This window comes from Acuticoccus sp. I52.16.1 (assembly GCF_022865125.1).
Taxonomy (GTDB): domain Bacteria; phylum Pseudomonadota; class Alphaproteobacteria; order Rhizobiales; family Amorphaceae; genus Acuticoccus.
The window spans coordinates 1156249-1180833 of the sequence record NZ_CP094828.1 but is presented as its reverse complement, the minus strand read 5'-3'; the positions used below and the strand labels follow the sequence as shown (position 1 = coordinate 1180833).

22 protein-coding genes are annotated in these 24585 nt (G+C 70.8%); 7 read left to right on the top strand and 15 right to left on the bottom strand.

Annotated features, from left to right (window positions below):
* The first annotated feature begins 115 nt into the window (after window positions 1-115).
* Window positions 116-829 (top strand): Crp/Fnr family transcriptional regulator, encoded by a 714-nt coding sequence (locus MRB58_RS05345; protein WP_244780694.1) that lies wholly within the window; start codon window positions 116-118, stop codon window positions 827-829.
* A gap of 11 nt (window positions 830-840) precedes the next feature.
* On the opposite strand, the gene MRB58_RS05340 is transcribed toward MRB58_RS05345, so the two are convergent.
* The 14 genes from MRB58_RS05340 to MRB58_RS05275 all read right to left on the bottom strand — a co-directional run bounded on the left by MRB58_RS05340 (window position 841) and on the right by MRB58_RS05275 (window position 16622).
* Entirely contained in the window at window positions 841-1602 is a 762-nt protein-coding gene (locus MRB58_RS05340) for an ATP-binding cassette domain-containing protein (RefSeq protein WP_244780693.1), read from the bottom strand.
* Entirely contained in the window at window positions 1599-2534 is a 936-nt protein-coding gene (locus MRB58_RS05335; protein ID WP_244780692.1) for a sugar ABC transporter substrate-binding protein, read from the bottom strand. The genes MRB58_RS05340 and MRB58_RS05335 overlap by 4 nt, the downstream gene beginning before the upstream one ends.
* Before the next feature lie 15 nt (window positions 2535-2549).
* On the bottom strand, window positions 2550-3596 hold the full coding sequence (locus MRB58_RS05330) for an ABC transporter permease (RefSeq protein ID WP_244780691.1): 1047 nt from the start codon (window positions 3594-3596) through the stop codon (window positions 2550-2552).
* Window positions 3597-3651: 55 nt separating this feature from the next.
* On the bottom strand, window positions 3652-5100 hold the full coding sequence (locus MRB58_RS05325; RefSeq protein ID WP_244780690.1) for an FGGY-family carbohydrate kinase: 1449 nt from the start codon (window positions 5098-5100) through the stop codon (window positions 3652-3654).
* Window positions 5101-5185: 85 nt separating this feature from the next.
* Window positions 5186-6214, bottom strand: a complete 1029-nt coding sequence (locus MRB58_RS05320; protein WP_244780689.1) for an oligopeptide/dipeptide ABC transporter ATP-binding protein — start codon at window positions 6212-6214, stop codon at window positions 5186-5188.
* Window positions 6211-7188, bottom strand: coding sequence for an ABC transporter ATP-binding protein (locus MRB58_RS05315; RefSeq protein WP_244780688.1), 978 nt, complete (start codon window positions 7186-7188; stop codon window positions 6211-6213). Before MRB58_RS05315 ends, MRB58_RS05320 begins: the two co-directional genes overlap by 4 nt.
* Entirely contained in the window at window positions 7185-8063 is an 879-nt protein-coding gene (locus tag MRB58_RS05310; protein WP_244780687.1) for an ABC transporter permease, read from the bottom strand. Before MRB58_RS05310 ends, MRB58_RS05315 begins: the two co-directional genes overlap by 4 nt.
* Window positions 8060-8980: an ABC transporter permease gene (locus MRB58_RS05305; protein WP_244780686.1), complete on the bottom strand. Its 921-nt coding sequence runs from the start codon at window positions 8978-8980 to the stop codon at window positions 8060-8062. Before MRB58_RS05305 ends, MRB58_RS05310 begins: the two co-directional genes overlap by 4 nt.
* Before the next feature lie 142 nt (window positions 8981-9122).
* Window positions 9123-10625 carry an ABC transporter substrate-binding protein gene (locus MRB58_RS05300; RefSeq protein ID WP_244780685.1) on the bottom strand — a complete coding sequence of 501 codons (1503 nt, stop codon included), beginning with the start codon at window positions 10623-10625 and terminating at the stop codon, window positions 9123-9125.
* 13 nt (window positions 10626-10638) lie between these two features.
* Window positions 10639-12150: a M81 family metallopeptidase gene (locus MRB58_RS05295; RefSeq protein ID WP_244780684.1), complete on the bottom strand. Its 1512-nt coding sequence runs from the start codon at window positions 12148-12150 to the stop codon at window positions 10639-10641.
* A complete protein-coding gene (locus MRB58_RS05290; RefSeq protein ID WP_244780683.1) occupies window positions 12150-13580 on the bottom strand; it encodes an amidase family protein in 1431 nt (476 codons plus the stop codon). The genes MRB58_RS05295 and MRB58_RS05290 overlap by 1 nt, the downstream gene beginning before the upstream one ends.
* Before the next feature lie 238 nt (window positions 13581-13818).
* The gene (locus MRB58_RS05285) at window positions 13819-14574 is read right to left on the bottom strand and encodes an SDR family NAD(P)-dependent oxidoreductase (RefSeq protein ID WP_244780682.1); all 756 of its coding nucleotides are present in this window, start codon (window positions 14572-14574) and stop codon (window positions 13819-13821) included.
* A gap of 60 nt (window positions 14575-14634) precedes the next feature.
* Entirely contained in the window at window positions 14635-15573 is a 939-nt protein-coding gene (locus MRB58_RS05280) for a dihydrodipicolinate synthase family protein (protein WP_244780681.1), read from the bottom strand.
* A gap of 125 nt (window positions 15574-15698) precedes the next feature.
* On the bottom strand, window positions 15699-16622 hold the full coding sequence (locus MRB58_RS05275; protein WP_244780680.1) for a LysR family transcriptional regulator: 924 nt from the start codon (window positions 16620-16622) through the stop codon (window positions 15699-15701).
* Between the two features lie 404 nt (window positions 16623-17026).
* Here MRB58_RS05275 and MRB58_RS05270 point away from each other — a divergent pair, with 404 nt between their 5' ends.
* The gene (locus MRB58_RS05270; protein ID WP_244780679.1) at window positions 17027-18247 is read left to right on the top strand and encodes a M24 family metallopeptidase; all 1221 of its coding nucleotides are present in this window, start codon (window positions 17027-17029) and stop codon (window positions 18245-18247) included.
* Between the two features lie 165 nt (window positions 18248-18412).
* A complete protein-coding gene (locus tag MRB58_RS05265; protein WP_244780678.1) occupies window positions 18413-19027 on the top strand; it encodes a LysE family translocator in 615 nt (204 codons plus the stop codon).
* Between the two features lie 7 nt (window positions 19028-19034).
* Here the strand turns inward: MRB58_RS05265 and MRB58_RS05260 are convergent, their stop codons facing one another.
* Window positions 19035-20063, bottom strand: a complete 1029-nt coding sequence (locus tag MRB58_RS05260) for a phytanoyl-CoA dioxygenase family protein (RefSeq protein ID WP_244780677.1) — start codon at window positions 20061-20063, stop codon at window positions 19035-19037.
* 441 nt (window positions 20064-20504) lie between these two features.
* Here MRB58_RS05260 and rpsL point away from each other — a divergent pair, with 441 nt between their 5' ends.
* From rpsL to fusA, 4 genes are all read left to right on the top strand, one after another.
* Window positions 20505-20876 carry a 30S ribosomal protein S12 gene (gene rpsL / locus MRB58_RS05255; RefSeq protein ID WP_075219909.1) on the top strand — a complete coding sequence of 124 codons (372 nt, stop codon included), beginning with the start codon at window positions 20505-20507 and terminating at the stop codon, window positions 20874-20876.
* 280 nt (window positions 20877-21156) lie between these two features.
* On the top strand, window positions 21157-21627 hold the full coding sequence (rpsG, locus tag MRB58_RS05250; RefSeq protein WP_244780676.1) for a 30S ribosomal protein S7: 471 nt from the start codon (window positions 21157-21159) through the stop codon (window positions 21625-21627).
* Between the two features lie 131 nt (window positions 21628-21758).
* Window positions 21759-22151 (top strand): DUF4189 domain-containing protein, encoded by a 393-nt coding sequence (locus MRB58_RS05245; RefSeq protein WP_244780675.1) that lies wholly within the window; start codon window positions 21759-21761, stop codon window positions 22149-22151.
* A 95-nt stretch (window positions 22152-22246) separates the two neighbouring features.
* Window positions 22247-24322, top strand: coding sequence for an elongation factor G (gene fusA / locus MRB58_RS05240; protein WP_244780674.1), 2076 nt, complete (start codon window positions 22247-22249; stop codon window positions 24320-24322).
* Window positions 24323-24585 lie beyond the last annotated feature (263 nt).

Sequence of the window (24585 nt, the reverse complement as noted above, 5' to 3'; positions counted from 1 at the left end):
CATGCAAATCGCGCTGAATTGAACTGTAACGGATCTCATCCTGCCAACTCGGACTGGCATTGGATAAAAGTACGTTGTAATAATGGCGTGGGCGGCACTGGATCTGGACGAACGCATGGGCCACTTGGGGATCGCTGAGGCATCGCAGCAACTCTCGGCGGTCGGATGGCTTGCCCAGGTTCCCCCGGCCTTCCGTGACCGTGTGCTCGAGGTCTGCCATCTCATCCAGGTCGACCGCCGCCAGCCGGTCTACTCCGTCGGCGACCCGATCGGCGGCCCCTACGGCGTGGCCGACGGCGCCGTCAGCGTCGAGATCTCGCCGTACGATGACGCGCCGCACATCGGCTACGTCGGCACGCGCGGCTTCTGGTTCGGCGAGGTCTCGCTCATCGCGCAGCAGCCGAGGATCGTCGGCGTCGTCGCCACGCGGCCGACCACGCTCCTGCATCTGCCCGCACACGCATTCGAGGAGATCGCCGCCGAGGACCCGCTCGCCTGGCGCTACCTCGCGCTGATGACGACCCGGATGGTCGCCAACGCCATCGGCGTAGTCGACGACATGATGATCCCGTCCTCTCGGGCGCGGGTGGCGGCGATCCTGTTGACCCTCAGCGGCTGCCGCGCCGCCGATCCGGACGACGAAGCCCCCGCGCTGGACCTGACGCACGAGGAAGTCGGGCGGCTCGCCAACCTCTCGCGCTCGCGGCTGGCGACGATCCTGCGGGACCTGCGCACCGCCGAGCTGATCGACTGCTCCTACCGGACCATCCGCCTGACCGACCCTGCCGGTCTGCGGGCCCTCCTGCGCGAGAGCCACGCCGAGGAGTAGGGGTCCGAGCCTCAGGCGGCGGCGGTCTCGTGGCTCATGATGACGTGGGAGAGGTCGTCGGCGGTCCAGCCGTCGAGCGGCGTGTCGCGCACCAGGCGGCCGGCCTTGAGCACCAGGGCGCGCTCGGCGACCTCCACCACGTCGGCCATGTTGTGGCTGATGAGGATCACCGTGATCCCCTGCGCCGCGATCTCCTTGATGAGCGACAGGACCAGCCGCGTCTCGCGCACGCCGAGGGCGGCCGTCGGCTCGTCCATGATGACGATGCGCGCCTGCCACCGCAGCGCCCGCGCGATGGCGACCGCCTGGCGCTGGCCGCCGGAGAGGTCGGCGACGCGCCGGCCCATGTCCGGCACCGCGAGGCGCAGGCGGGCGAGATGCGCGGCGGCCTCACGCGCCATGCGCCGCTTGTCGAGGACGTAGAGCCCCGGCAGCACGCGCCGCCGTAGCTCCGAGCCGAGGAAGACGTTCTGCGCGATCGTCATCGTCGGCGCCAGGGCGAGGTCCTGGTAGATCGTCGCGACGCCCTGGGCGAGCGCGTCCGCGGGCGAGGCGAACGTCACCGGCGCGCCGCCGAGGCGGATGGTGCCGGCCGACGGCGGCTGCGCTCCGGAGACGATGCGGATCAAGGTCGACTTGCCGGCGCCGTTGTCGCCGCAGATCGCCAGGGTCTCGCCCGCCCCGACCGCGAAGGAGACGCCCGAGAGCGCCTCCACCGCGCCGTAGCGCTTGCCGACGCCCTCGAGCGCCAGGAGGGGCGCGGCGGACGTCACTCGGAGACGTACTCGGCGACGTTGGACTGGTCCACCAGCACGGGGTCGACCAGGTAGTAGGGGCCGGGGGTGATGTCGGTCGCGCTCTCGCCGTCCAGGATGCGCTTGACGCTGTCGACGGCGATCTCGCCCATCTCCTCGAACGGCACCGTCACGGTCGCCATCAGGAGGCTCGACGCATCGGCGATGCGGTCGTACGCCTCCGGCCCGCCGTCGGCCGAGACGAGCACCACGTCGCCCTTGGCCATGCCCTGCTGGGCGAGGATGTCGTCGATGATGAAGGCCTGCCCGTCGAACGAGGCCCAGATGCCGTCGATCTCGCCTTGGTTCTGGAGGATCAGTGCTTCCATGCCGGCGCGCACGTCGTCCCGCCAGCTCTTGGTCCGGGCCATCGCGTGGGTCCCGGCGACCTCCACCGCGGTATTCTCGGCGAGCACGGCGTCGAGGATGCGGCCGCGGATGCGGGTGGCGACGTTGCCCTCGAACCGCTCCTCCAGGATCTTACCCTCGTAGCCCAGCTCGCCCAGCATGTAGAGCGCCATCATCGCGCCCACCTGGTACTCGTTGGCCTGCACGTCGAACAGGGTCTGCTGGCTGCCGCCGGACGCGACGGTGATGACCGGGATGCCGGCCGCCTTCGCCTCGGCGAGTTGCGCGTCGGTCTCGACCGGCTTGCCCATGGCGATGATGATCGCGTCCACGTCCGCCTGGATGAGGTTCTCGATCTGTGCGGCGTGCTCGGGCATGGCGCCGGCGGAGTTCAGCAGCGTCACGTCCCAGCCGAGCTCCTCGGCCGCGGCCTTGGCGGCGTTGGCGACGCGGGCGTGCGTGTCGGACGACATCTGGAAGGCGACGATGCCGAGGTCGACGGCCGCCGCCGGCGTGGCGGCGAGCGCGAAGGCCGCGGCGGCGAGGAGGGGACGTAAGCGCATGTGAGACTCCCTAGGTCAGACGGTGAAGGCCGCTTTTGTGAGTGTCGAGGCGGAAAGTGCGACCGAGGCGAGGATGATGACGCCCAGCACGATCTCTTGCACATAGTAGGCCGCGCCGACGAGCACGAGGCCGTTGGCCAGCACCCCGATGACGAGCGCGCCGACGACCGTGCCGGGCACGTTGGCGCGCCCCGGCTCGAACATCGTCATGCCGAGGAGCACCGCGGCGATGCCCTTCATCAGGAACTCGCCGGCGCTGCCGGGGCCGGCGGAGGAGAGCGAGGCGGTCAGCAACGCCGCGCCGAGGCCGGCGCACAGGCCGCACAGCGTCAGCCCCCAGACCTTCATGGCGCGGATCGGAATGCCGGCGAGGCGGGCGGCTTCGTCGGCCTGCCCGGTCGCCGTCAGCCACACGCCGAATCGGGTCTGACGCACCAGGAAGAGTGCGACGGCGGCCACCACGACCATCCACACCACCAAGACCGGCACGCCGCCGATCTGGCCGCGCCCCAGCCACAGGAAGCTCTTGTCCCACCGGCCGACCCAGGCGACGCCCTCGGTGAGCGCGAAGGCACAGCCGGACGCGATGGAGGCGGTGGCGAGCGTGGCGATCAGCGAGGGGATCTTGGCCCGCGTCACGAAAAGCCCGTTGGCGAGGCCGAAGACGCCGCCGATCGCGAGCGCCGCGGCGACGCCGAGCGGCCACGGATAGCCGTGGTGGACGATGCCGCCGCACACGACGCCCGCCAGCGAGGCGACGGCCGCGAACGACAGGTCGAGCTCGGCCGCGGTCAGCGCGAAGGTGAAGCCGATCGAGAAGACGACCAGGAAGCTCACCTGCCGCAGGATGGTGAACTGGTTGGCGAGGTTGAGGAAATTGTCCGCCGTCAGCGCGAACACCAGGAAGACCGCGATACCGCCCAGCGCGGTTCCGTAGGTGGCGAGGACGTCGCCCCAGCGCGGCCCGGACGTGGGGGCCGGAGGCGGCGCTGCGGGCGAGGGCACTGGGGTGCCGCCGCCGGCCACGCTGGCGTCGGCATTCGGGACGGTGGGCTCGGTCATGACGGGGGTGTGCTCGAAACGCGGAGAGGGGGCGGGCGCATGGTGTCGACGGCGATCATGGGCCGAGCGGGTGGGCGAGTGCAAACGCCTTCAGCGCCTTGCGCGCGGCGCGCCGTTCGGCGAACGCGTCGGCGTGTTCCGGACGCGGCAGGAAGGTCCGCTCCGGCCCGTTCATGGCTGCGACCGCCTCGGCCAGCGAGGCGTAGACACCCAGGCCGACGGCCGCCGCGGCCGCCGAGCCGACGAGCCCCGTCTCCACCTCCCGCGGGCGCACGACCGGCAGGCCCAGCACGTCGGCCTTGAGCTGGCACCAGGCGTCGCTGCGGGCTCCGCCGCCGCAGATGTGCACCGCCTCGGCCGTGGTGCCGGCCGCTTCGGCGGTGCGCACGATGTCGTCCACGGCGCCGGCCACGCCTTCCAGCACCGCGAACATCACCTCCGCCGGCCCGTGCGCGCGGGTCAGGCCGGAGAGCTGGCCGCCGACGTCCGTGCGCCACACCGGCGCCCGCTCGCCGGCGAGGTAGGGCAGGAAGACCGGCAGGTGCCGTGTCGGCGGGATCCGGCCGGCCCGCTCGACCGCGTCCGACAACGCGCCGGACAGGCGCAGCAGCTCGAACGCCCAGCGGGCCGCGTCGCCGCCGGCCTGCGTCGGTCCGCCGAGTTGGAAGGCGGTCTCGGTCCAGGGAAGCGGCACGAGGCCGTTCACCCGCGCACCGCCCGCCGTGATCAGGCCGACCGCCTCGGACGTGCCGGCGACGTCGTAGGCGAGGCCCGGCGCCACCGCCCCGGCGCCCACCGCGCCGGCCCACGTGTCCATCGCGCCGCCGAACACGGGGAGCCCGCGCAGCCCGTCGAACGGCGCCTCGGTGGCGGTGACGGTGCCGACCGCCTGCCATGGCATGCGCCGCGGCAGCGCCAGGCGGGACAGGCTGTCGCTCAGCCAGGCCGGGGCACCGGCGGCGGGGGCGAGATCGTCGAACCGCGCGGCCGTGACGCCGTCGGCGGCGGTGACGCCGGTGAGGCGCAGGTTGAGCGCATCCTTGGGCTCGAGCACGGCGCCCAGCGCATCGAACGTCGCCGGCTCGTGGTGGTGCAGCCAGGCGACGCGGGCCAACGTGTGAAACGGGTTGACCGCCGTGGCGGGATTCTCGATCGGCAGCCAGCGGGCGCAGGCGGCGGCCTCCGCGGCGGCGCGCGTGTCGCGCCAGATGATCGCCGGCCGCAGGCTGCGCCCGGCCCGGTCGAGGAAGACCTGCGAGCGTGTCATCGCGGTGATCGCGATCGCGCGCGGGGTCACGCCGGCGAGCACCTGGGACATGGTCTGGCACAGCGCCTGCCACCACACGTCCGGGTCCGCCTCGGCCCATCCGGGGGCCGGCTCGTCGATCGCCAACGCGCGGCGGGCGATGGCGTGGGTGCGCCCGTCGAAGCCGATGGCCGCGGCGCGGATCGACCCGGCGCCGAGGTCGGCCGCCAGGATCACCTCGGGCGGACCGAGGCTCATCGAACGCATCCCCCGCCGGTGCAGGCGGAACGACGGGGCGCCGGACCGAGCGCGCCGCGTCGATCGGGGAGGGGCCGGGCCGCGTTCATGCCGGGACCGCCGGGAGGCGGATGCACGCGGCCCGTCCGGCCGCCGCGCCCGCCACGCCCTCGCGCGCGACGGGGCGCAGCGGCGGGTCGATGCCGCGGCAATCGTAGATCGCGCGCGGGCAGCGCGGGTGGAAGCGGCACCCGGCGGGGATGTCGAGCGGGTTGGGCCACTGCGTGCCGAGGCCGAGGTCCGGCAGCCCTGCGCCGGTGCCGACCGTGAGGACCGACCGGGCGAGCGCGTCGGCATAGGGATGCTGCGGGTCACGCAGCACGGCCTCGGCGGGGCCTTCCTCGACGATGCGGCCGAGATAGAGGATCGCGACCCGCTCGCACAGGTGCTCCACTACGGCCAGATCGTGGCTGATGAGGAGCAGCGCCACGCCGGTCTCCCGCCGCAGGTCCGCCAGCAGGTTGAGAATCTGCGCCTGCACCGAGACGTCGAGCGCGGAGGTCGGCTCGTCGCACACCAGGACGTCCGGGCGGATGGCGAGGGCGCGGGCGATCGCGACGCGCTGGCGCTGGCCGCCGGAGAGCTCGCGCGGGCGCGCCGCTGCCACCCGGCTCGGCAGGCCTACCTGGTCGAGCAGCTCGGCCACCCGCGCGGAGCGCGCGCGCCGGTCGCCGATCCGGTGGACGGCGAGCGGAAGGCCGACGATCTCGGCCACCGAGTGGGCGGGATTGAGCGAGCCGAACGGGTCCTGGAACACCGGCTGCACGCGCCGCGCGATGGCCCGCCGGCCGAGCGTGCCGAGCGGCGCCCCGTCGAACGAGATGTCGCCCGCGGTGGGTTTCTCCAGCCCCAGCAGCAGCCGCGCCAAGGTGGACTTGCCCGAGCCGCTCTCGCCGACGAGGCCGATCGCGGCGCCCTTGGTGATCGCGAGGTCCACCCCGTCGAGCGCGGTGAGGCGCCGGGGGGCGGAGATCAGCCCGGTCGCGACGTCGTAGTGCTTCACCACACCGCGCGCCTCCAGGACCGGCGGCGCGGCCCGCGGCGCGGCGGGAGCGGGGCCCGCAGCCGGGCTCACGCGATCCACCCCAGCGGCTCGGGGTTGACGCACCGCACCTCGCGGCCGGGTCCGTCGATCTTCAGCGGTGGCATCGCCGCGCCGCAGCGGGGGAGCGCGCGGGGGCAGCGGTCGCTGAAGGCGCAGGACTGGGGCGGGTGGATCAGCGAGGGGACCATTCCGGGGATCGTGGCGAGCGGGCTGCCGGGTTCGTGCCGGCCCGGTTGCGGCAGGCTGCCGAGGAGCCCGGCGGTGTAAGGGTGGCGCGGCGAGGACAGGATGGAGGCCGTGCTGCCGGTCTCCACCACCTGCCCCGCATACATCACCGCGATCCGGTCCGCGACATGGGAGACGACGCCGAGGTCGTGCGTGATGAGGATGAGGCCGGTCCCGAAGGAGGTGCGAACGTCCTGCAGCAGCTGCAGGATCTGCATCTGGATCGTGACGTCGAGCGCGGTGGTCGGCTCGTCGGCGATGATCAGCGCCGGGTCGCACATGAGCGCCATCGCGATCATGACGCGCTGGCGCAGCCCGCCCGAGAGCTGGTGCGGGTACTGCCCCAGCCGCGCCGCCGCGTTGGAGATGCCCACCCGCTCCAGCAGCGCCACCGCCCGCTCGCGCGCCGCCGCCCGCGTGCCGCCCTTGTGGCGCCGATAGACGGCGGTGAGCTGCGAGCCGATCGGAAAGACCGGGTTCAGCGCCGTCATCGGCTCCTGAAAGATCATGCCGATCCGCGCCCCGCGCAGCGATTTCACGCCGTGCCGCCCGAGGACGTCCGTCTTCTCGAACTCGTATCGCGTCATGGCGACCTTCGCGCCCGGCGGCGTCAGCCCCAGCAGCGACAGCGCCGTCATCGACTTGCCGCAGCCCGATTCGCCGACGATCCCCAGCGTCTCGCCGCGCTTCACCTCCAGCGAGACGCCACGCACCGCCGACAGCGGGCCCGACCCGGTCGGCAGTTCGACCGTGAGGCCCTCGACCGACAGGAGTTTCATCGCCGCCCCCCGCGCAACCCGTCGCGCAGACCGTCACCCATGAGGTTGATCGCCATCGTCAACGCGAAGAGGCACAGGCCCGGCAAGGTGATGAGCCAGGGATCGAAGAACATGAAGTTCTTCCCTTCCGACAGCATGAGGCCCCACGACGGCAACGGCGCCTGGACCCCCAGTCCGAGGAAGGAGAGCGCCGCCTCCAAAAGGATCGCGTTGGCCAGCTCCACCGTGGCGACGACGATCACCGCGGGGAGGATGTTGGGCAGGATCTCGCGCGCCAGGATGTGGGCCAGCGAGCATCCCATCGCCTCGGCCGCGCGGACATAGTCGGCCGAGCGGGCCTGCTGCGTCGCGGTACGTGTGACGACTGCGAACTGGTCCCAGATGAGGAGCCCGATGACGAGGGTGACCGTGGTCAGCGATCCGCCGGCCACCGCGACCACCGCCAGCGCGATGAGGACGATCGGCATCGACAGGCGCGTCGTGATGACGAAGCCGATGAGCGCGTCGACCCGCCCGCCGAAGTAGCCGGCGACGAGGCCGAGGGTGATGCCGATCGTCGCCGAGATCGCCACCGCGACGAGGCCGATGACCAGCGAGATGCGCGCCCCGTAGAGGAGACGGGTGAGGTAGTCGCGCCCCAGCTGGTCGGTGCCGAGGGGATGGCCGGCGACGGTGTCCGCGTCCCAGAACGGCGGCTTGAGGCGATTGGCGATGTCCGGCTCGGCCGGGCCGTAGGGCGTGAGCCAGGGGGCGAAGAGGGCGGCCAGGACGACGAGCAGGACGACGCCGCCGCCGATCAGCAGGCTCTTCTGCGCCAGCAGGGCGCGCAGGCGCCGGGCGCGCGGGGAGGGGGCGGCGGCCGCGGTCTCGCTCATGCCACGCTCCGGATGCGCGGATCCATCCACGCGTTGACGAGGTCCGCCAGCAAGGTCAGGACGATGTAGGCCAGGGAGACCATGAGCACGATCGCCTGGATCACCGGCATGTCCGAGCGCGAGAAGGACTGCCACGCCAGATAGCCCACGCCATGGATCGCGAACACGCTCTCGATGATGATCGACCCGCCGAGCATGAAGCCGAACTGCACCGCCGTCAGCGAGATCACCGGCAGCAGCGCGTTGGTGAGCCCCCACCGGAACAGGATCGCCGGCGATGCGAGCCCCATCGCGCGCGCGGTGCGGATGTAGTCCGCCGCCAGCACGTCCAGCATGCCGGCGCGGGTCAGTCGCATCAGGGCCGGCATCGCGAAAGTGCCGAGGGCGATCGTCGGCAGGACGAAGTGGGCGAGAGTGTCGGATCCGGAGATCGGCAACCAGCGCAGCTGCACGCCGAAGACGAGGATCAGGATGAGCCCGGCCCAGAAATTCGGGATCGCCTGCCCGGCGACGGCGAGCATCAGGCAGAAGCGGTCGACGATGGTGTTGGGGAAACAGGCCGCCAGGACGCCGAGAGGAATGGCGATCGCCAGCGCGAAGAGGATGGAGAAGAGGGCGAGCAGCGCCGTCGTCGGCACGCGCTCGGCGATCATCGCCGCCACCGGCTCGCCCGTGAGATAGGAGACGCCGAGGTCGAGGGTGACGATGTCGCCCAGATAGTCGAGATATTGCACGGGAAGCGGGCGATCGAAACCGAACTGCCGGCGGATCGCGGCGATGTCCGCGTCGGTCGCGCTGTCGGGCGCGACGGCGAGCGCCGGGTCCACCGCCACGTGTGACAAGGTGAACGTGATCACCGAGACGGTGAGGGCCACCGCAACCGCAACGATCAGACGACGCAAGAGAAATCGAAGCATACTTCAGCTTTCGAAGCGGCCCGCCCCGACGATGCCGGGACGGGCCTGATCTAGGGTACCGGAGGGGGGCCGTCGATCACCCTGCGGCGGACGGCCCGACCGATGGCGGTCGGTCATATGCCCTCTACGGCACGATCCGAGATTACCAGGACGCGAGGAAGAAGCGCGGCAGCTCGTCCACGTTCGGCTTGAAGTCGAGGTTCTCGTCGAACGCGTAGCCCATCGTGACGGTGTGCATCGGCACCATGTAGGCGCGCTCGGTGATCATCTCGATCGCCTTGGCGTAGTTCGCCTTGCGCACGTCCTCGTCGACCGTGTTGGCCGCCTCGGCCACCAGCGCCATCACCTCCTCGTCGCGGAACCCGTCGTTGGACGAGCCGTCGAAGAAGTTGCCGAGCGAGGCCTGCGCGTCGGCGATGGAGAACGAGCCCCAGTCGCCGTACCAGACCTCGGTCTGCCCCTCGCGCCAGCCCGAGAACGACGCGCGTGCCTGCAGCATCTCGAGGTTGGCCTTGATGCCGACGGCGCCGAGATAGGCCTGCACCGCCTCGGCGCGGGCCCGGTCGCGGTAGGACGTCATCGACACCTCGAACCCGTCGCCGAAGCCGGCCTCGGCGAGCAGCTCCTTGGCCTTCTCGGGGTCGTAGTCGTAGGTGACGGCGGCCGACGTGTCGCAGCCGTACTGCATCGGGTAGCACGGCACGTCGATCACTTCGCCGTCGCCGCCGACGAGGTTCTCGACGATGGTCTTCTTGTCGATCGCGTGGTTGATCGCCTTGCGCACCTGAACGTTGGTCAGCGGGTTGCCCTCGCCGGTCCGGCCCGCGGCGTCGAGGCCGATGAAGGCGATGCGCATGGTCGAGCCGAGCACCGCGGAGCGGCCGGGGACCGAGTCGATCTGCGCCACCTGGTCGGCCGGCACGTTCCACGTCCACTCGATGCCGCCGCCGAGAAGCTCGGCGATACGGGTCGCGTCGTCGGGGATGGTGCGGATGACGAGCGTCTCGATCGACGGGGCCTTGGGGCTGTCGAAGTAGGTCTCGTTCATCGTCAGCGTGGTGGTGCCGCCGGAGACGCCCTCCAGCTTGTAGGGGCCGGTGCCCACGGGAGCCTTGGCGAACTCCGCCGCGCCGACCTTCTCGAAGTAGTCGGACGGGTAGATCGGCAGCGAGCCGGCGACGAACTCGAGCGCCGCCGGGAACGGCTCCTTGGAGACGATCCGCACCGTCATGTCGTCCACCGCCTCGACCGTGTCGATCCAGGACACGGACGACTGCGAGCGGGCGCCGTTGTCGGGATCGGCCCAGTAGGTGAGGGTGCCGACGACGTCCTCGGCGCTGAAGGGCGAGCCGTCGGTGAAGGTGACGCCTTCGCGCAGCTTGAACTCGTAGGTCTTGTCGTCGACGCGCTCCCACTCGGTGGCGAGCAGCGGCTCGTACTCGAAGTTGTCCGGGTTGCGCCAGATCAGCATGTCGAACAGGTGACGCGTCATCACCACGCCGTCGCGGGAGGTCGACGTGTAGCCGTCGAAGCCGGGCAGCTCCTCGCCCAGACCGATGGTCAGCGAGTTGTCGTCCGCGCCGGCCAACGCCGGGACCGAGGCGCCGAGCAGCGCGGCCAGGGCGATGGTTGCATGAACTTTCACGAGTGGTCCTCCGTCATGAAGTGGTGATGGTCTGGCTCGCCCGGCCGGCGGCACGTTTCGTCTGTCGCCGGGCCGGGAGGTCGGCGAGGTCGGCGGTCACCGGGCCCGGCGCGCGGGCGACGATGACCCGGCGCGCGCGATCCTGGTAGGCGCCGCGGAAGTGTACCGAGCTTTTGACCACCAGTATCTGCGCCTCGAACGGATCTTGTCCGAGGTGCTTGGGGAGCGCCGGCTCGGATGCCTGCATCCGCTTGGGTGCCACGATGACGCGCACGTTGCCACGGGTCAGGCAGGCGACCGGGCCGAGCGCGATGTGATTGCCGCCGTACATCGGCCCTTCGCCGACGAAGCGGCCGTCGCCGAGCGCGGCGACGATCCACGGCCCGGCGATGGGCGCGCCGGTCTGGGGGAGGGCGCGGCCGCCGAGGGCGACGTCGATCGTGGCGCCGAGGCCGGCGGCGTGGGCGGCCGCGCAGGCGTCGGCGTCGGCGATGTGGACGAGGAGGGCCGGGGCGTCGGCCGCCAGCAGCGCGGCGAGCATGCCGGTGGTGTCGCCGGGGCCGCCGCCGCCGGGATTGTCCTGTGTGTCGGCGATGACGACGGGGCCGCGGCCGGGCTCCATGGCGCACTGCATCGCCTCGGCGATGGCGGCGGGCGCATCGGGGAGCGGCCCGTCGAACTGCGGCTCCAGCCGGTCCCACAGGGCGCCGAGCCGGCGGGCGGCGGAGCGGGCGGTCGCGGCGTCCGGGTGCTGGGTGACGATGGCGGGGCCGGCGCCGGGAATGTCGGCGAGCGGAAAGCCGAAGAAGGTGGCCACGGCGAGGTCCGGGTCGGCCGCCATCATCGCCTCGGCCTCGTCCACCACCGCCTTGCCGGGACCGAAGAGGGTGCATTGCCAGGTCAACGCGATCTGGAACGGCGGGCGCGCGACGGCCTTCTGCGGCGCCGCGCCGTCGGCCAGGAATGCGATCAGCCGGCGCATGGCCCGCGCGCCGGTCTCCTTCATGTCGACGTGCGGGTAGGTGCGGTAGGCTTCCAGCAGGGTCGCCGCGTCGACCAGCTTGTCGGAGATGTTGCCGTGAAGGTCGAGCGCGACGGCGAGCGGCACGTCGGGGCCGAGCGCGGCGCGGATGGCACCGGCGAGGTGCGCCTCGGCGTGGTCGTGCGCCTCCGAGACCATGGCGCCGTGCATCTCGGCGAAGACGCCGTCGAGCGGTGCCTCGGCGTGGGCGGCCTTCAGCCCGGCGATCGCGTCGTCCATCAGGCGCGCGAACGCCTCCTCGGCGACGGTCGCGCCGGGGAGGGCGATGGTCCACAGGATCGGCACCAGCTCCACGCCGCCGTGCGTGCGCGCGGCGGCGACGGCGCCGGCGGTGGCGACGCCCGAGCCTTCGAGGGCGGGCAGCACCGCCTCGCCGCGCGACAGCGGCGGCCAGCCGCCCGGGGCGACGAAGTCCTCGTAGGTGGTGCGGCCGGGGAGGAACGTGTTGGTCTCGTGCTCCAGGCCGAGGATCGCGATCCGCATCAGACGGCGACCTCCGCCAGCACCGGCCGTGCGACCGGATGCGCGGCCTCGAAGGCGGCGGCGGCGGCCAGCACCTGCGCGTCCCGGAACGGCGCGGCGACGATCTGCAATCCGATCGGCAGCCCCGGCGCCTCGCGCGAGCCGGCACCGGTGAGGCCGCAGGTGATGCTCGCCGCCGGCTGCTGCGTCATGTTGAAGGCGAACGTGTACGGCGCCCAGACCTCGTCGTTCATCTCGTACCAGTGGCGATCGCCGGGGGCCTGCTGGATGCCTTGCCGGTGCGGCAGCACCGCCATCGTCGGCGTCAGCAGGAGGTCGTAGCGGGTGTGGAAATCCAGCATCACCCGCTTCAGCCGCTGCCGCTCCGCCAGCGCCTGGACATAGTCGGCCACGCCGTAGGCCGCCGCCATCTCCGCGACGCGGGCGACGACGGGGTCCAGCTTGGCGCGCTCCGCGGCGGGCAGCGCGAGGATCCCGGCGGCGCGGTTGCAGATGCGTAGGACGTCGTAGGCCTCGAACAGGCCGGAGAGGTCCGGCGTCGCCTCCTCCACGTGGGCGCCGAGGTCGGCGAAGACGCCGGCCGCGGCGTCGACCGCGCGGGCGACTTCGGGCTCCGGGTCGCGGATGCCGAGGCTGCGCGAGTAGGCGACCCGCAGGCCGCGGACGCCGTCGGCGGGGGCCGTCTGCGTGGCGGGCTGCAACGGCAGTGCGTCCGGATCGCGCGGATCGGGGCCGGCGATCGCGGCGAGCATGGCGGCCGCGTCGGCGACGGTCCAGCTCATGGGGCCGACGTGGCCGAGGTTGCCGGCTGCGCTCGGCGGATAGGTGGCGACGATGCCGTAGGTCGGCTTGATGCCGAAGCAGCCGCCGAAGCTCGCCGGCATGCGGATGGAACCCGCCGCGTCGTTGGCGAGCGCCAGCGGCCCGGCGCCGCCGGCGAGCTGCGCCGCCGCCCCCATCGAGGATCCGGCGCAACCGTAGTGCGGATTCCAGGCGTTGTTGGTCGGCCCGGTGAGCGGGCTCGTCGAGAATGGGCTGCCGCCGAACTCGGTCGTCGTCGTCTTGCCGAATATCACGGCACCCGCGGCGCGCAGCCGGGCCACGGACGGGGCGTCCTCGCTCCAGGGGCCGGCCGGGTCGACCGTGCGCGAACCCTTCAGCGTCGCCATGCCGGCGGTCAGGATCATGTCCTTGACGCTGACCGGGACACCGTCCAGCGGGCCGCGGGCCGTGCCCGAACGCCAGCGGTCCAATGCGGCGCCGGCGGCGGCCCGTGCACCCTCGGGATCGAACCGGCAGAACGGATTGAGGCGCGGCTGCAGGGCGTGAGCGCGCGTCTCCACCGCCTCGAGCACGTCCAGCGGGGTAAAGTCGCCGGCGGCGTATCCGGCGGTCATCCGGGCCGCGGAGAGGGCGGCGAGGTCGGTCATGTCGGTGCTCCCGCGGGTGCGGCGGAGGGGGAACGCCCGGCCATGCCGGACCCGGCGCGTGCGGTCGCACGGCACGGCACGGATGCGGCCGGGCACGGATCCACACGCTCCAGGTTGTCCAGGAGGGACGTCAGCGCAATGGAATGCAAGATCGTTGCCGTCCGGCCGGGACGGGCCGCGTCGCGCGGCCGCGACGGTGCCGCGGCCCGTGCGCCGCGTGGCGGGGCCGGCGGCCGGCTCATTGCAGCGACAGCCCACCGTCGACCCGCAGCACCTGGCCGGTGATGTGCGCCGCGCCCGGCGTGAGGAAGAAGGCGATCGCGGCGGCGATGTCCTCCGGCTCGGCGATGCGGCCGGACGGGGTGGCCTCGGCAGCGGCGATCCAGGCCGCCTCGCCGAGTGCGGCATGCCCGCCGCGCTTGCGGGTGAAGCCGGGCGCCACGCAATTGACGGTGACCCCGGTCGGCGCGAGTTCGAACGCCAGCGCCTTCATCAGCGCTTCGAGCGCGGCCTTGCCCGCCGCGGTCGCCGGGAACACCGTCCCGTTGATGCCGAAATCGTTGGCGACGAAGGAGCTGACGGCGACGATGCGGCCGACGGGCGAGGCGACGAGATCGTCGCGCGCGGCGTTGGCGAGCGCCAGCACCGGCAGCGCGTTGACGTTCACTGCGCGCAGCACGTCCGCCGCGCCCACCTCGGCGACGCGCGCCTTCTCGGCCTTGCCGGCGTTGGAGACGATCTGGTCCACCCGGCCGAACGCTGCGCGGGTGGCCTCGATCAGCGCCTCGGCCACGCCCGGCGTGGTGAGGTCGCCCAGCATCTCGGCGACTTCGGCGCCGGCGGCGCGCGCGGCGGTCACGGTGGCCGCGAGGCCGGCCGCGTTGCCGCGTGTGGTCAGCATCAGGCCGGTGCCGGGCGCGGCGAGGGCGAGGGCCGTCGCGGCGCCGATGCCACTGGCGGCGCCGGTGATGACGACCGCCCGCTCGACGCTCACGGGTGCCGTCTCGTCGGGCACAGGCGCCGCTTCGTTGGGGATGTGCTCATCGCGCCGTGATTACTCGGCCGCCACCGCGGGGCTGAGGTCGAACCCATAGGCCCGGTCGAGGCCCAGCGCCTTGATGGAGTCGAGCCCCTTGGCGAGCGCCTCGGGAGCGAGGGGGCGCAGCGGCTTGCGCAGGGGTCCGGAGGGCAGCCCCAGCGCGCGCATCAGCGTCTTCACCGCGACCGGGTTGATGGCCGAGTAGGCGAAGTGGAGGATCGGCAGATAGGTCAGCCATGCCTCGCGGCAGGCGAAGGCGTCCTCGCCCGAGGTCCAGGGCGTGGAGATGGTCACCATCTCGCGCGGGATGAGGTTGCCGGTCATGTTGGCGGTACCGTGGCCGCCCAGCGCCATCGTCGGAATGACGAGGCCGAGGTTGGGCGAGCAGCAGCACATGATCGACATGTCGGGCTTGGCCGCGCAAACCTGCGCCACCTGGCCCACACGGGTCGTGCTCTCCTTGAGGACGACCATGTTGGGATGGTCGGCGATGGCGAGGATGTCGCTCCAGTGCAGATCGGTCTTCACCCGCGGCGGGTTGTTGTAGAAGCCCATCGCGAGGTCGGCGCTGTCCAGCACCTCGCGGGCGTACTCGCGGATGTCGCCGTTGTCGGCGCAGATGTAGGCGGGGGCGGCGAAGATCGCCCCGTCGGCCCCTTCGGCCGCGGCATATTGCACGTTGGCGACCGTCTGCTCGGTGTTGGCGCCGGTGGTGCCGTAATACATCTGCATGCCGCCCGGCCGCATCTTCACGGTGCGGGAGACGATGTCGCGCCGCTCCTGGGGCGACAGCATGGACACCTCGCCGGTCGAGCCCATGATGAGGACGGCGGACGTCCCGTTCTCATGATGCCAGTCGAGCAGGGTGCGGAAGCCCTCGTAGTCGATGGAGCCATCGAGGTTCATGGGCGTGACGAGGGCGACGAACGACCCGGTCGGCTTGCGGTGCGCCATAGGTGGAGCCCTTGTGAAGCGGGATAGTCCGAAAGTTTAGGAAGCGGCGTTCCATGCCGTCAAATTCATAAAACCGGGAAGTGAATAACCGCAAGGAATATAAGGGGATCGGCTCCGCCCCGCCTTCAGCCGCGTTCGCAGTGGATGGCGGGGCTCTTCTCGGCCATCTCCAGCACCGCGTCGACGGCGACCTGGGCGGCGTGCGAATGCGGCACGCCGATGGGGCGGATGAGGCGGAAGGTGAAGCGCGCCGTGGGGATGAAAGGGCGCGTCACCAGTTGGTCGGGTCCGAAGAGCTGCGGCGTCAGGGGGTCGACGATGGCAACGCCGGCACGGCGTACGACGAGGGCGCAGGCCGCGAAACTCGGCTGGCATTCCACCGCGATGGTCCGGGCGACGTCGGCATCGGCGAAGACCGCGTCGAGGAGGGAGGCCATCACCGTGTGCTGGCCGAGGGCGACCATGGGAATGCCGGAGAGGTCGGCCGGGCGGATCACGGGGAGGGCGGCGAGCGGGTGGTCAGGCGGCATGACGACGACGCAGTCCATGCCGTAGCTCGCCACCACCTCGATGTCGTTGCGCCGCTCCGGCAGGTGCGCGAAGCCGAGGTCGAACGCGGCGGCGGCCGTGAGGTCCGCGACCCGCTGCGAGGTGTGCACGTCGAGGATGACGCGCATGCCGGGGTGATCGGCCTTGATGCTGCAGATCACGTCGGGCGCGAAGGCGGTGGCGACGGCCGGCATGGCACCGATCCGCACGTGCCCGCGCTTCAGTCCCCGGATCTCCCGCGCGGCCTCCTCCAACCGGGCGAGACCGAGGAGGGCGCGCTCCAGTTCGCCATGGTAGGCGACGCCTTCGGGCGTGGGGACGACACCGTTGGCGGTGCGTTCGAAGAGGGAGAAGCCGAGGTCCGCCTCGAGAGCGGCGACGAGCTTGGTGACGGCGGGCTGGGACAGGCTCATCGCCTCGGCGGCGCGGGTGATCGACCCTTTCTCGACCGTCATGCGGAACGCTTCGAGCTGACGCAGGTGCAATGGCACGCCTTTCATGAGGCCTCGTCCGGGACCCTGCCATGAGGCCCGGCCGACGGGGCCGGGGTCAAGGCCGGATCAGGGGCCGGGATCATGGGGGAGGGATCAGGGGGGGCGGGGCGGACGGGTGGGGCGGCGAGGCCGTCTCGCTGCGCTGATTCCAATGTCGTCAAATTGGCCGAAGTTGGACTACTTTGCATGCAAGATACTTGTCGCATTCGTACACCGTGCGGGGGCGGCAGGGCAATTGATCGCCGCGTTTCGATCGGCTACGCCGGGTGTGCGCACGGGGGCCGCGATGGCGTCGCGGACCACCCCTCGGCGCGGTCGTCGTCGAGGTTTGCCGGCGGCCTAGCGTCCTGCACGCCCGGACCGGCGGCCGGGCGGCGTCGATGCGGCCCGGCCTCGTCTAGGACACGACGATGTCAGACCTTTCGACCCGACCCGCCACCTTCGCCCGGCCGAACGGCGCCCGCGCCGCGCTTGCGTTCTCGCCGGCCGAATACGCCCGGCGAATGGCGTCCCTGCGCGCCATCATGGCCGAAGCGGACGTCCCCGCGGTGCTGCTCACCTCGATGCACAACATCGCCTATTATTCCGGTTTCCTCTATTGCGGCTTCGGCCGCAATTTCGGCCTCGTCGTGACGGCGGACGCGGCGACGACCGTCACCGCCAACATCGACGGGGGCCAGCCCCGCCGACGCTCCCATTGCGACAACGTGATCTATACCGATTGGCGGCGTGGCAACTTCTGGCGTGCGGTGGCCGATCTCGTCGGCCCCGCGCCACGGTTGGGGATCGAGGGCGACCACCTCACCCTCGCCGCGCGCGATGCGCTGTCGACCGCGCTCGGCGCCCCCGCGCTGGTCGACGTCGCGCCGGCGACGATGGCCTCGCGGTTCGTCAAGTCGGCCGAGGAGATCGCGCTCATCCGCGACGGAGCCCGGATCGCCGACATCGGCGGCGCGGCGATGCGGGACGCGATCGGTGTCGGCACGCGCGAGATCGACGTGGCGATGGCCGGTCGCGATGCGATGGAGCTGGCGATCGCGGCGGCGCATCCCGGCAGCGAACTGCGCGACACGTGGTGCTGGTTCCAGTCGGGCCTCAACACCGACGGGGCGCACAACCCGGTGACGACGCGCGCGCTGGCTGCGGGGGATCTCCTCAGCCTCAACGCCTTTCCGATGATCTGCGGCTACTACACCGCGCTCGAGCGCACCCTCTTCCTGGGCGAGCCGGACGCCGCCACGCTGCGGCTCTGGCGGGCGAACGTCGCGGTGCACGAACTGGGGCTGTCGCTGATCCGGCCAGGGATCTCGTGCGCGGCGATCTGCGAGGTGTTGAACGGGTTCCTCGCCCAGGAGGGGCTGCTGGACTACCGCTCGTTCGGCTACGGCCACTCCTTCGGTGTGCTGAGCCACTACTACGGCCGCGAGGCGGGGCTGGAGCTGCGCGAGGACATCGAGACCGTGCTGGCGCCCGGCATGGTCGTCTCCATGGAGCCGATGCTGTGGGTCCCCGAGGGGACGCCGGGCGCCGGCGGCTACCGCGAGCACGACATCCTGGTCGTCACCGAGAATGGAGCCGAGAACATCACCGGCTTCCCCTACGGACCCGAGGCGAACATCATCGCGGCGTGAGGGCGCCCGGCGGCGCCGCGGTCGCTTGGCGGGCATCGCGGCGCGTGGTAGATCGGCCGATCATCATCCGAATGCGCTCGATCCTCGTCGGTCGCGCGGCGCCTGCCGGTGTGGCGGGCGTCACCAGCCGCCGGCGGCGTCGGCCTTCCAGCCGCGGCGACCCCGATGTTTCTGCCCACCGTTGCCCTCATCTGGACCGTGGCCGCCGTCACGCCCGGCCCCAATTTCCTCGTCGCGGTGCGCTGCGCCGTCGGCGGCTCGCGCCGCGTGGCCTTCGCCGCGGTCGGCGGCACGCTGGTCGGCACGGCGATGTGGGGCGTCGCGGGCTGGCTCGGCATCACCGCGCTCTTCAGTGCGGCGCCGCTCGCCTACGCGGTGCTGAAGGTGGTCGGCGGCATCTACATCGCGTTCCTGGGGGCCAAGCTCCTGTGGAAGGCGCGGCGCCGTGGCAAGGCGGGAGCCGAGGTCGCCGACGTGGTGCACGGGCCGGCCTGGGCCTTCCGCCTCGGCCTCGCGACCAATCTCGCCAATCCGAAGACGGCAGCGTTCGTCGCGTCTCTCTTCGCCGCCGCGATGCCGCCGGATCCGGCCTGGTGGCAGGGCCTCGCGGCCGTCGCGCTGATGCTGACGATCTCGTCCATCTGGTACACCATCGTCGTCTTCTCGCTGACGCACCGCGCCGTGGCGAACGCCTACCGCGCGGCCCGGCGCGGGGTGGACGCGGCGACCGGTGCGCTCTTCGTCGCCTTCGGCGCGGCGATGGCGACGAGCGTGCGCTGAGGCCGGGTCAGAGCTGCTGCTCGGCCCCGGCAAGAATGGTGCCGACGTTGGCGTAGACCACCTTCTTGCCCCGCTTGGCGCGCCGGTCCTCGCCGGCGAGGTAGATCGACATGCCGCGATCGCGCACGAAGGGCAGATCTCGCACGTCGAGCCCGTTCCAGGGCGCGAACGGGTTGCGCCGCGCGACGCCGTAGAGCGAGGTCCGCACGGTGGGCCGCAAGCTCTCGACGCGGCGGTGGAAGCCGTAGGTGTCGGCCACGACGAGCGTGTTGCCGGGGACGGGGAAACGCTGCAAGCCGCCGTAGCCCAGCCGGCCGAGCCCGTCCTCGGTGAGGCGGAACGAGCCGGCGGCGTGGTGCGGATCGGCGCTCTGCGTAGCGGTGCGCGCTTCGGCGTCCTCCCAGGCGAGGCGCTCGGGCGTCAGCCGGTGCGAGCCGGGGACGTACGCGAACGGGCCGTCGTCGTCGCCCACGTCGTGCAGGAAGAGCCAGAACTTGGCGGTGGGGTGGAAGGTGTCGGCGTGGAGGTGGGCCTGGGGGTCGGACTCGCCCGACGCCGGGTCGACGGCGATCGTCTGCAACATGGTGACGACGTTGCCGGTGCGGCCGGCGGCGTAGCCGATGAGGGTATGCACGTCCGGCCGGTGGACGAAGCGGGCAAGCTCGCCCAGGGCCGAGCGGTCGCGCGGCAGCGGCAGCACGCGGTTGATGGTCTGGCCCTGGCGCATCTCCCAGGCGGGGAGGGGCCGGGTGGCGAGTTCCTCGCGCACGCGCGCCAGCAGCTCCGGCGGCAGGGCATTCTCGCGGATGACGAAGCCGTCGCGGTCGAACCGGGCGCGCTCGTCGGGGTCGAGGCGGGGGGCGAGGGCGGCGCGGCGTCGCTCGGCCATCCTGGCGGCCAGCGCCACGCGGCGGCGGTGCAGCCCCCTCTGGTTGAGCCGCTCGGAGCCGATGACGGGGTTCCGGCGGAAGGACTTCTCGGCGGTCAGCACGGCCGGTGCGGCCAGAATGAGCTGAGCGATATTCGAACGCGACATGGTGGGGCTCTGGCTCGGTGAACTGGCCCGCTATCTACGGCAACCTGTCGGTGGCGTGCAATTGATCAGGCACAAATCTACCATTAAGGTCCCATATGCGGTGGGTCATGGCCGACGGAACCCGCCTCGCGAGGCTTGACGGGCGGCGCGTCTGTCTTTATGTGACGCCGACCGTACGGCAGGCCTTCGAGCGCGGGCATTATCGTGTTCGATCCGCTGCTCAGGTACCCCGTCTCGAGTTCGAGCGGGCTGATCGCTCGCTCCGCTCTAGTTTTCCGCGTCGCGCCTGTCCTCCTCAGAGGGGGGCTGTAGCGGCGCGTTTGCCCGTTGGCGACGTCACCCCGAGTGGCGCGCCGTTTCCGAGATCCGGCGGTTTCGCCGGGGTGTTCGTCCGGCTGGAGCCGGTGAGAAGTGTGCGGCATTCGCCGCGTGAGAGGTTTGATGCCGACGATCAACCAGTTGATCCGCAAGCCGCGTGTCGCGCCGGTCAAGCGCAACAAGGTTCCGGCCATGGAGGCCAACCCGCAGAAGCGGGGCGTGTGCACGCGCGTCTACACGACGACTCCGAAGAAGCCGAACTCGGCGCTGCGTAAGGTGGCCAAGGTCCGCCTGACCAACGGGTACGAGGTCATCGGCTACATCCCCGGCGAGGGGCACAACCTTCAGGAGCACTCCGTGGTGATGATCCGCGGCGGGCGCGTGAAGGACCTTCCGGGCGTGCGCTACCACATCCTGCGCGGCGTGCTCGACACGCAGGGCGTGAAGAACCGCAAGCAGCGCCGCTCGAAGTACGGCGCCAAGCGGCCGAAGTAATTCGGAGATCATCCGCTGTCCGGGCGCGGAGACGGTGTGATTGCGCCGCTGCTCCCGCGTCGGCCCCGAAGGGGCGAGACGGATCGACGGATGAAGGGGGCTCATCCCCCGCGCGCACCGCGCAGGTGCGTGACGAGAGACTGCGGTCCGGCACGGATTTTCGCGTGTCGGGGCGCCGGCTGGCACCCAGGCCGGCGGCTCACACGAGCGACGCCGAAGGGTCGGAAAGATTTGCACGGTTGCGGCGACCACGTCGTCGCAGTGAAACAAAGGTTAGCGAATGTCGCGTCGTCACAGCGCTGAAAAGCGCGAAGTCCTGCCGGATCCGAAGTTCGGTGACGTGGTGCTGTCGAAGTTCATGAACGCCATCATGTACGACGGCAAGAAGTCCGCCGCCGAGCGGATCGTCTATGGTGCGCTGGACCAGTGCCAGTCCAAGGCGCGCACCGATCCGCTGCAGATGTTCCACGACGCGCTGTCGAACGTGTCGCCGCAGGTGGAGGTTCGCTCCCGCCGCGTCGGTGGTGCGACCTATCAGGTCCCGGTCGAGGTCCGCCCCGAGCGCCGTCAGGCGCTGGCGATTCGCTGGCTGATCACCGCCGCGCGCAAGCGCAACGAGAAGACGATGATCGATCGTCTCTCCGGCGAGCTGATGGACGCGGCCAACAACCGCGGCACCGCGGTGAAGAAGCGCGAAGACACGCACAAGATGGCCGACGCCAACCGCGCCTTCTCGCACTACCGCTGGTAGACGCGACGCCTGTGGTCTTTCGCGGCCGGGCGGGTTAGAGGAGCCGCGGCGATCGCATCTCGGGCGGTGCCGGAACCCGGCATCGCCACCGCGCCATGATGGCCCGCCGCGTCGCTACGAGGGAGACGACGATGACCCTGCTGCGGATGTTGCTATTGGTCGCCCTGGGCGCCGTGCTGCCGGCGACGACGGCTGCGGCGGACGACAACAGCTACGGCGCCGTCGGCGTCGACCCGCACAACGCCTCAGTCGTCTTCATCACCGAGAAGGCGAGCCGGAATCAGGCGATGGATGCCGTGCAGGCGCTCTGCCAGGAGCACAATATGACCTGCGAAGTCACCAAGCCGTTTCACGACGGCTGCGCCTCGCTCGCACGCTCGACCGACGGATCCACCTACGGCCTCGGCTTCGAGGCGACGCCGGCCAGTTCGCAGACCACCGCCCTCGACGAATGCACGAAAGAGGGCGGCACGGGCTGCAATATCCACGATACCTATTGCTCTCCCGCCAATCTCGGCGAATAGAACGGTCCGCATCGACGACGCGCGTTTCCGTGAGATCCGTCACCACCCGGCGGACTTCGACCCACATGCCGAACTGACAGAGTCCTGAGACGATCATGCCCCGTACGCACAAAATCGAAGACTACCGCAACTTCGGCATCATGGCCCACATCGATGCCGGCAAGACCACGACCACCGAGCGCGTCCTGTTCTACACCGGCCGATCCCACAAGATCGGCGAGGTGCATGACGGTGCGGCGACGATGGACTGGATGGAGCAGGAGCAGGAGCGCGGCATTACGATCACGTCCGCCGCGACGACCTGCTTCTGGCAGGACAAGCGCCTGAACATCATCGACACTCCGGGCCACGTGGACTTCACCATCGAGGTGGAGCGCAGCCTGCGCGTGCTCGACGGTGCGATCGCCCTGCTCGACGCCAACGCCGGCGTGGAGCCACAGACAGAGACCGTGTGGCGCCAGGCGGACAAGTACCGCGTCCCGCGCATGATCTTCGTCAACAAGATGGACAAGACCGGCGCCGACTTCTACCGCTGCGTCGAGATGATCAAGGAGCGCCTCGGCGCCAACCCGATCGTCATGCAGCTGCCGATCGGTGCCGAGAACGAGTTCGAGGGCGTGGTCGACCTCATCCGCATGGAAGCGATCATCTGGGACGGTGAGTCGCTCGGCGCGAAGTTCGACTATCACCCGATTCCGGCCGACCTCGCGGACCGTGCCGCCGAGTATCGCGAGGCGCTGGTCGAGGCTGCCGTCGAACTCGACGAGACCGCGATGGAGGCCTACCTCGAGGGCAACGAGCCCGACCAGGACACGCTGAAGGCGCTGATCCGCAAGGGCACGATCGACAACGCGTTCACGCCGATCTTCACCGGCTCCGCCTTCAAGAACAAGGGCGTGCAGCCGCTGCTGGACGCCGTCGTCGACTACCTGCCGTCCCCGGTGGACGTCGATTCGATCCGCGGCATCGACGTCAAGACCGAGGAAGAGATCGTCCGCCGCTCGTCCGACACGGCGCCGCTCGCGATGCTGGCCTTCAAGGTGATGAACGACCCGTTCGTCGGGACGCTGACCTTCTGCCGTATCTACTCGGGCAAGCTCGAGCAGGGCGACGGCGTGCAGAACACCGTGAAGGAGAAGAAGGAGCGCGTCGGCCGTATGCTGCAGATGCACTCCAATTCCCGTGAGGAAATCAAAGAGGCGTACGCGGGCGACATCGTCGCGCTCGCCGGCCTCAAGGAGACCACCACGGGCGACACGCTGTGCGACCCGAACTCGCCGGTCATCCTGGAGCGCATGGAGTTCCCGGATCCGGTGATCGACATCGCCATCGAGCCGAAGACGAAGTCCGACCAGGAGAAGATGGGCCTCGCGCTCAACCGTCTCGCCGCCGAGGATCCGTCCTTCCGCGTCAAGACGGACCACGAGTCGGGTCAGACGATCATCTCCGGCATGGGTGAGCTTCACCTCGACATTCTGGTCGACCGCATGAAGCGCGAGTTCAAGGTCGAGGCGAACATCGGTCAGCCGCAGGTCGCCTACCGCGAGACCATCTCGCAGAAGGCCGAGATCGACTACACGCATAAGAAGCAGACCGGCGGTACCGGCCAGTTCGCCCGCGTGAAGATCGTCATCGAGCCGAACGAGCCGGGTGCGGGCTACGAGTTCGTGTCCGAGATCGTCGGCGGTTCGGTGCCGAAAGAATATGTCCCGGGCGTCGAGAAGGGCATCAACTCGGTGATGACCTCGGGGCCGATCGCCGGCTTCCCGATGGTCGACATCAAGGCCCGCCTGATCGACGGTGCGTTCCACGACGTCGACTCCTCGGTCCTGGCGTTCGAGATCGCCTCGCGCGCGGCCTTCCGTGAGGGCTGCCAGAAGGCCAAGCCGAAGCTGCTCGAGCCGATCATGAAGGTCGAGGTCGTCGGTCCGGACGAGTTCGCCGGCACGGTGATGGGCGACATCAATTCCCGCCGTGGCCAGATCCAGGGCACCGAGACCCGCGGCATCGCGACGGTGGTCAACGCCTTCGTGCCGCTGGCGAACATGTTCGGCTACGTGTCGAACCTGCGCTCGATGACGCAGGGCCGCGCGCAGTACACCATGCAGTTCTCGCACTACGAGCAGGTGCCGCAGAACGTCGCCGACGAGGTCCAGGCCAAGTACGCCTGAGGCTGAACGAACCGGCCTCGCCGATCGGTGGGGCCGTCGCCGGGGTCTGGAGGGTCCTCTGGGCGCTCCGGCACCGGGATGACCTCGCGGGAGGCGACGCATCGCCCGCCGCGTGGCCGTCCTCGGCGCGTCCGACTTGATCGCGGTGCCTGCCGCCACGATCTAACAGGGCGTCGAGATGCGCTCCATCGACGCGACGATGGGGCGAGACGACCAGCTGCGACGGGCTCGCCAGAGCAGCATTTTGCAGGAACGCGAGATTT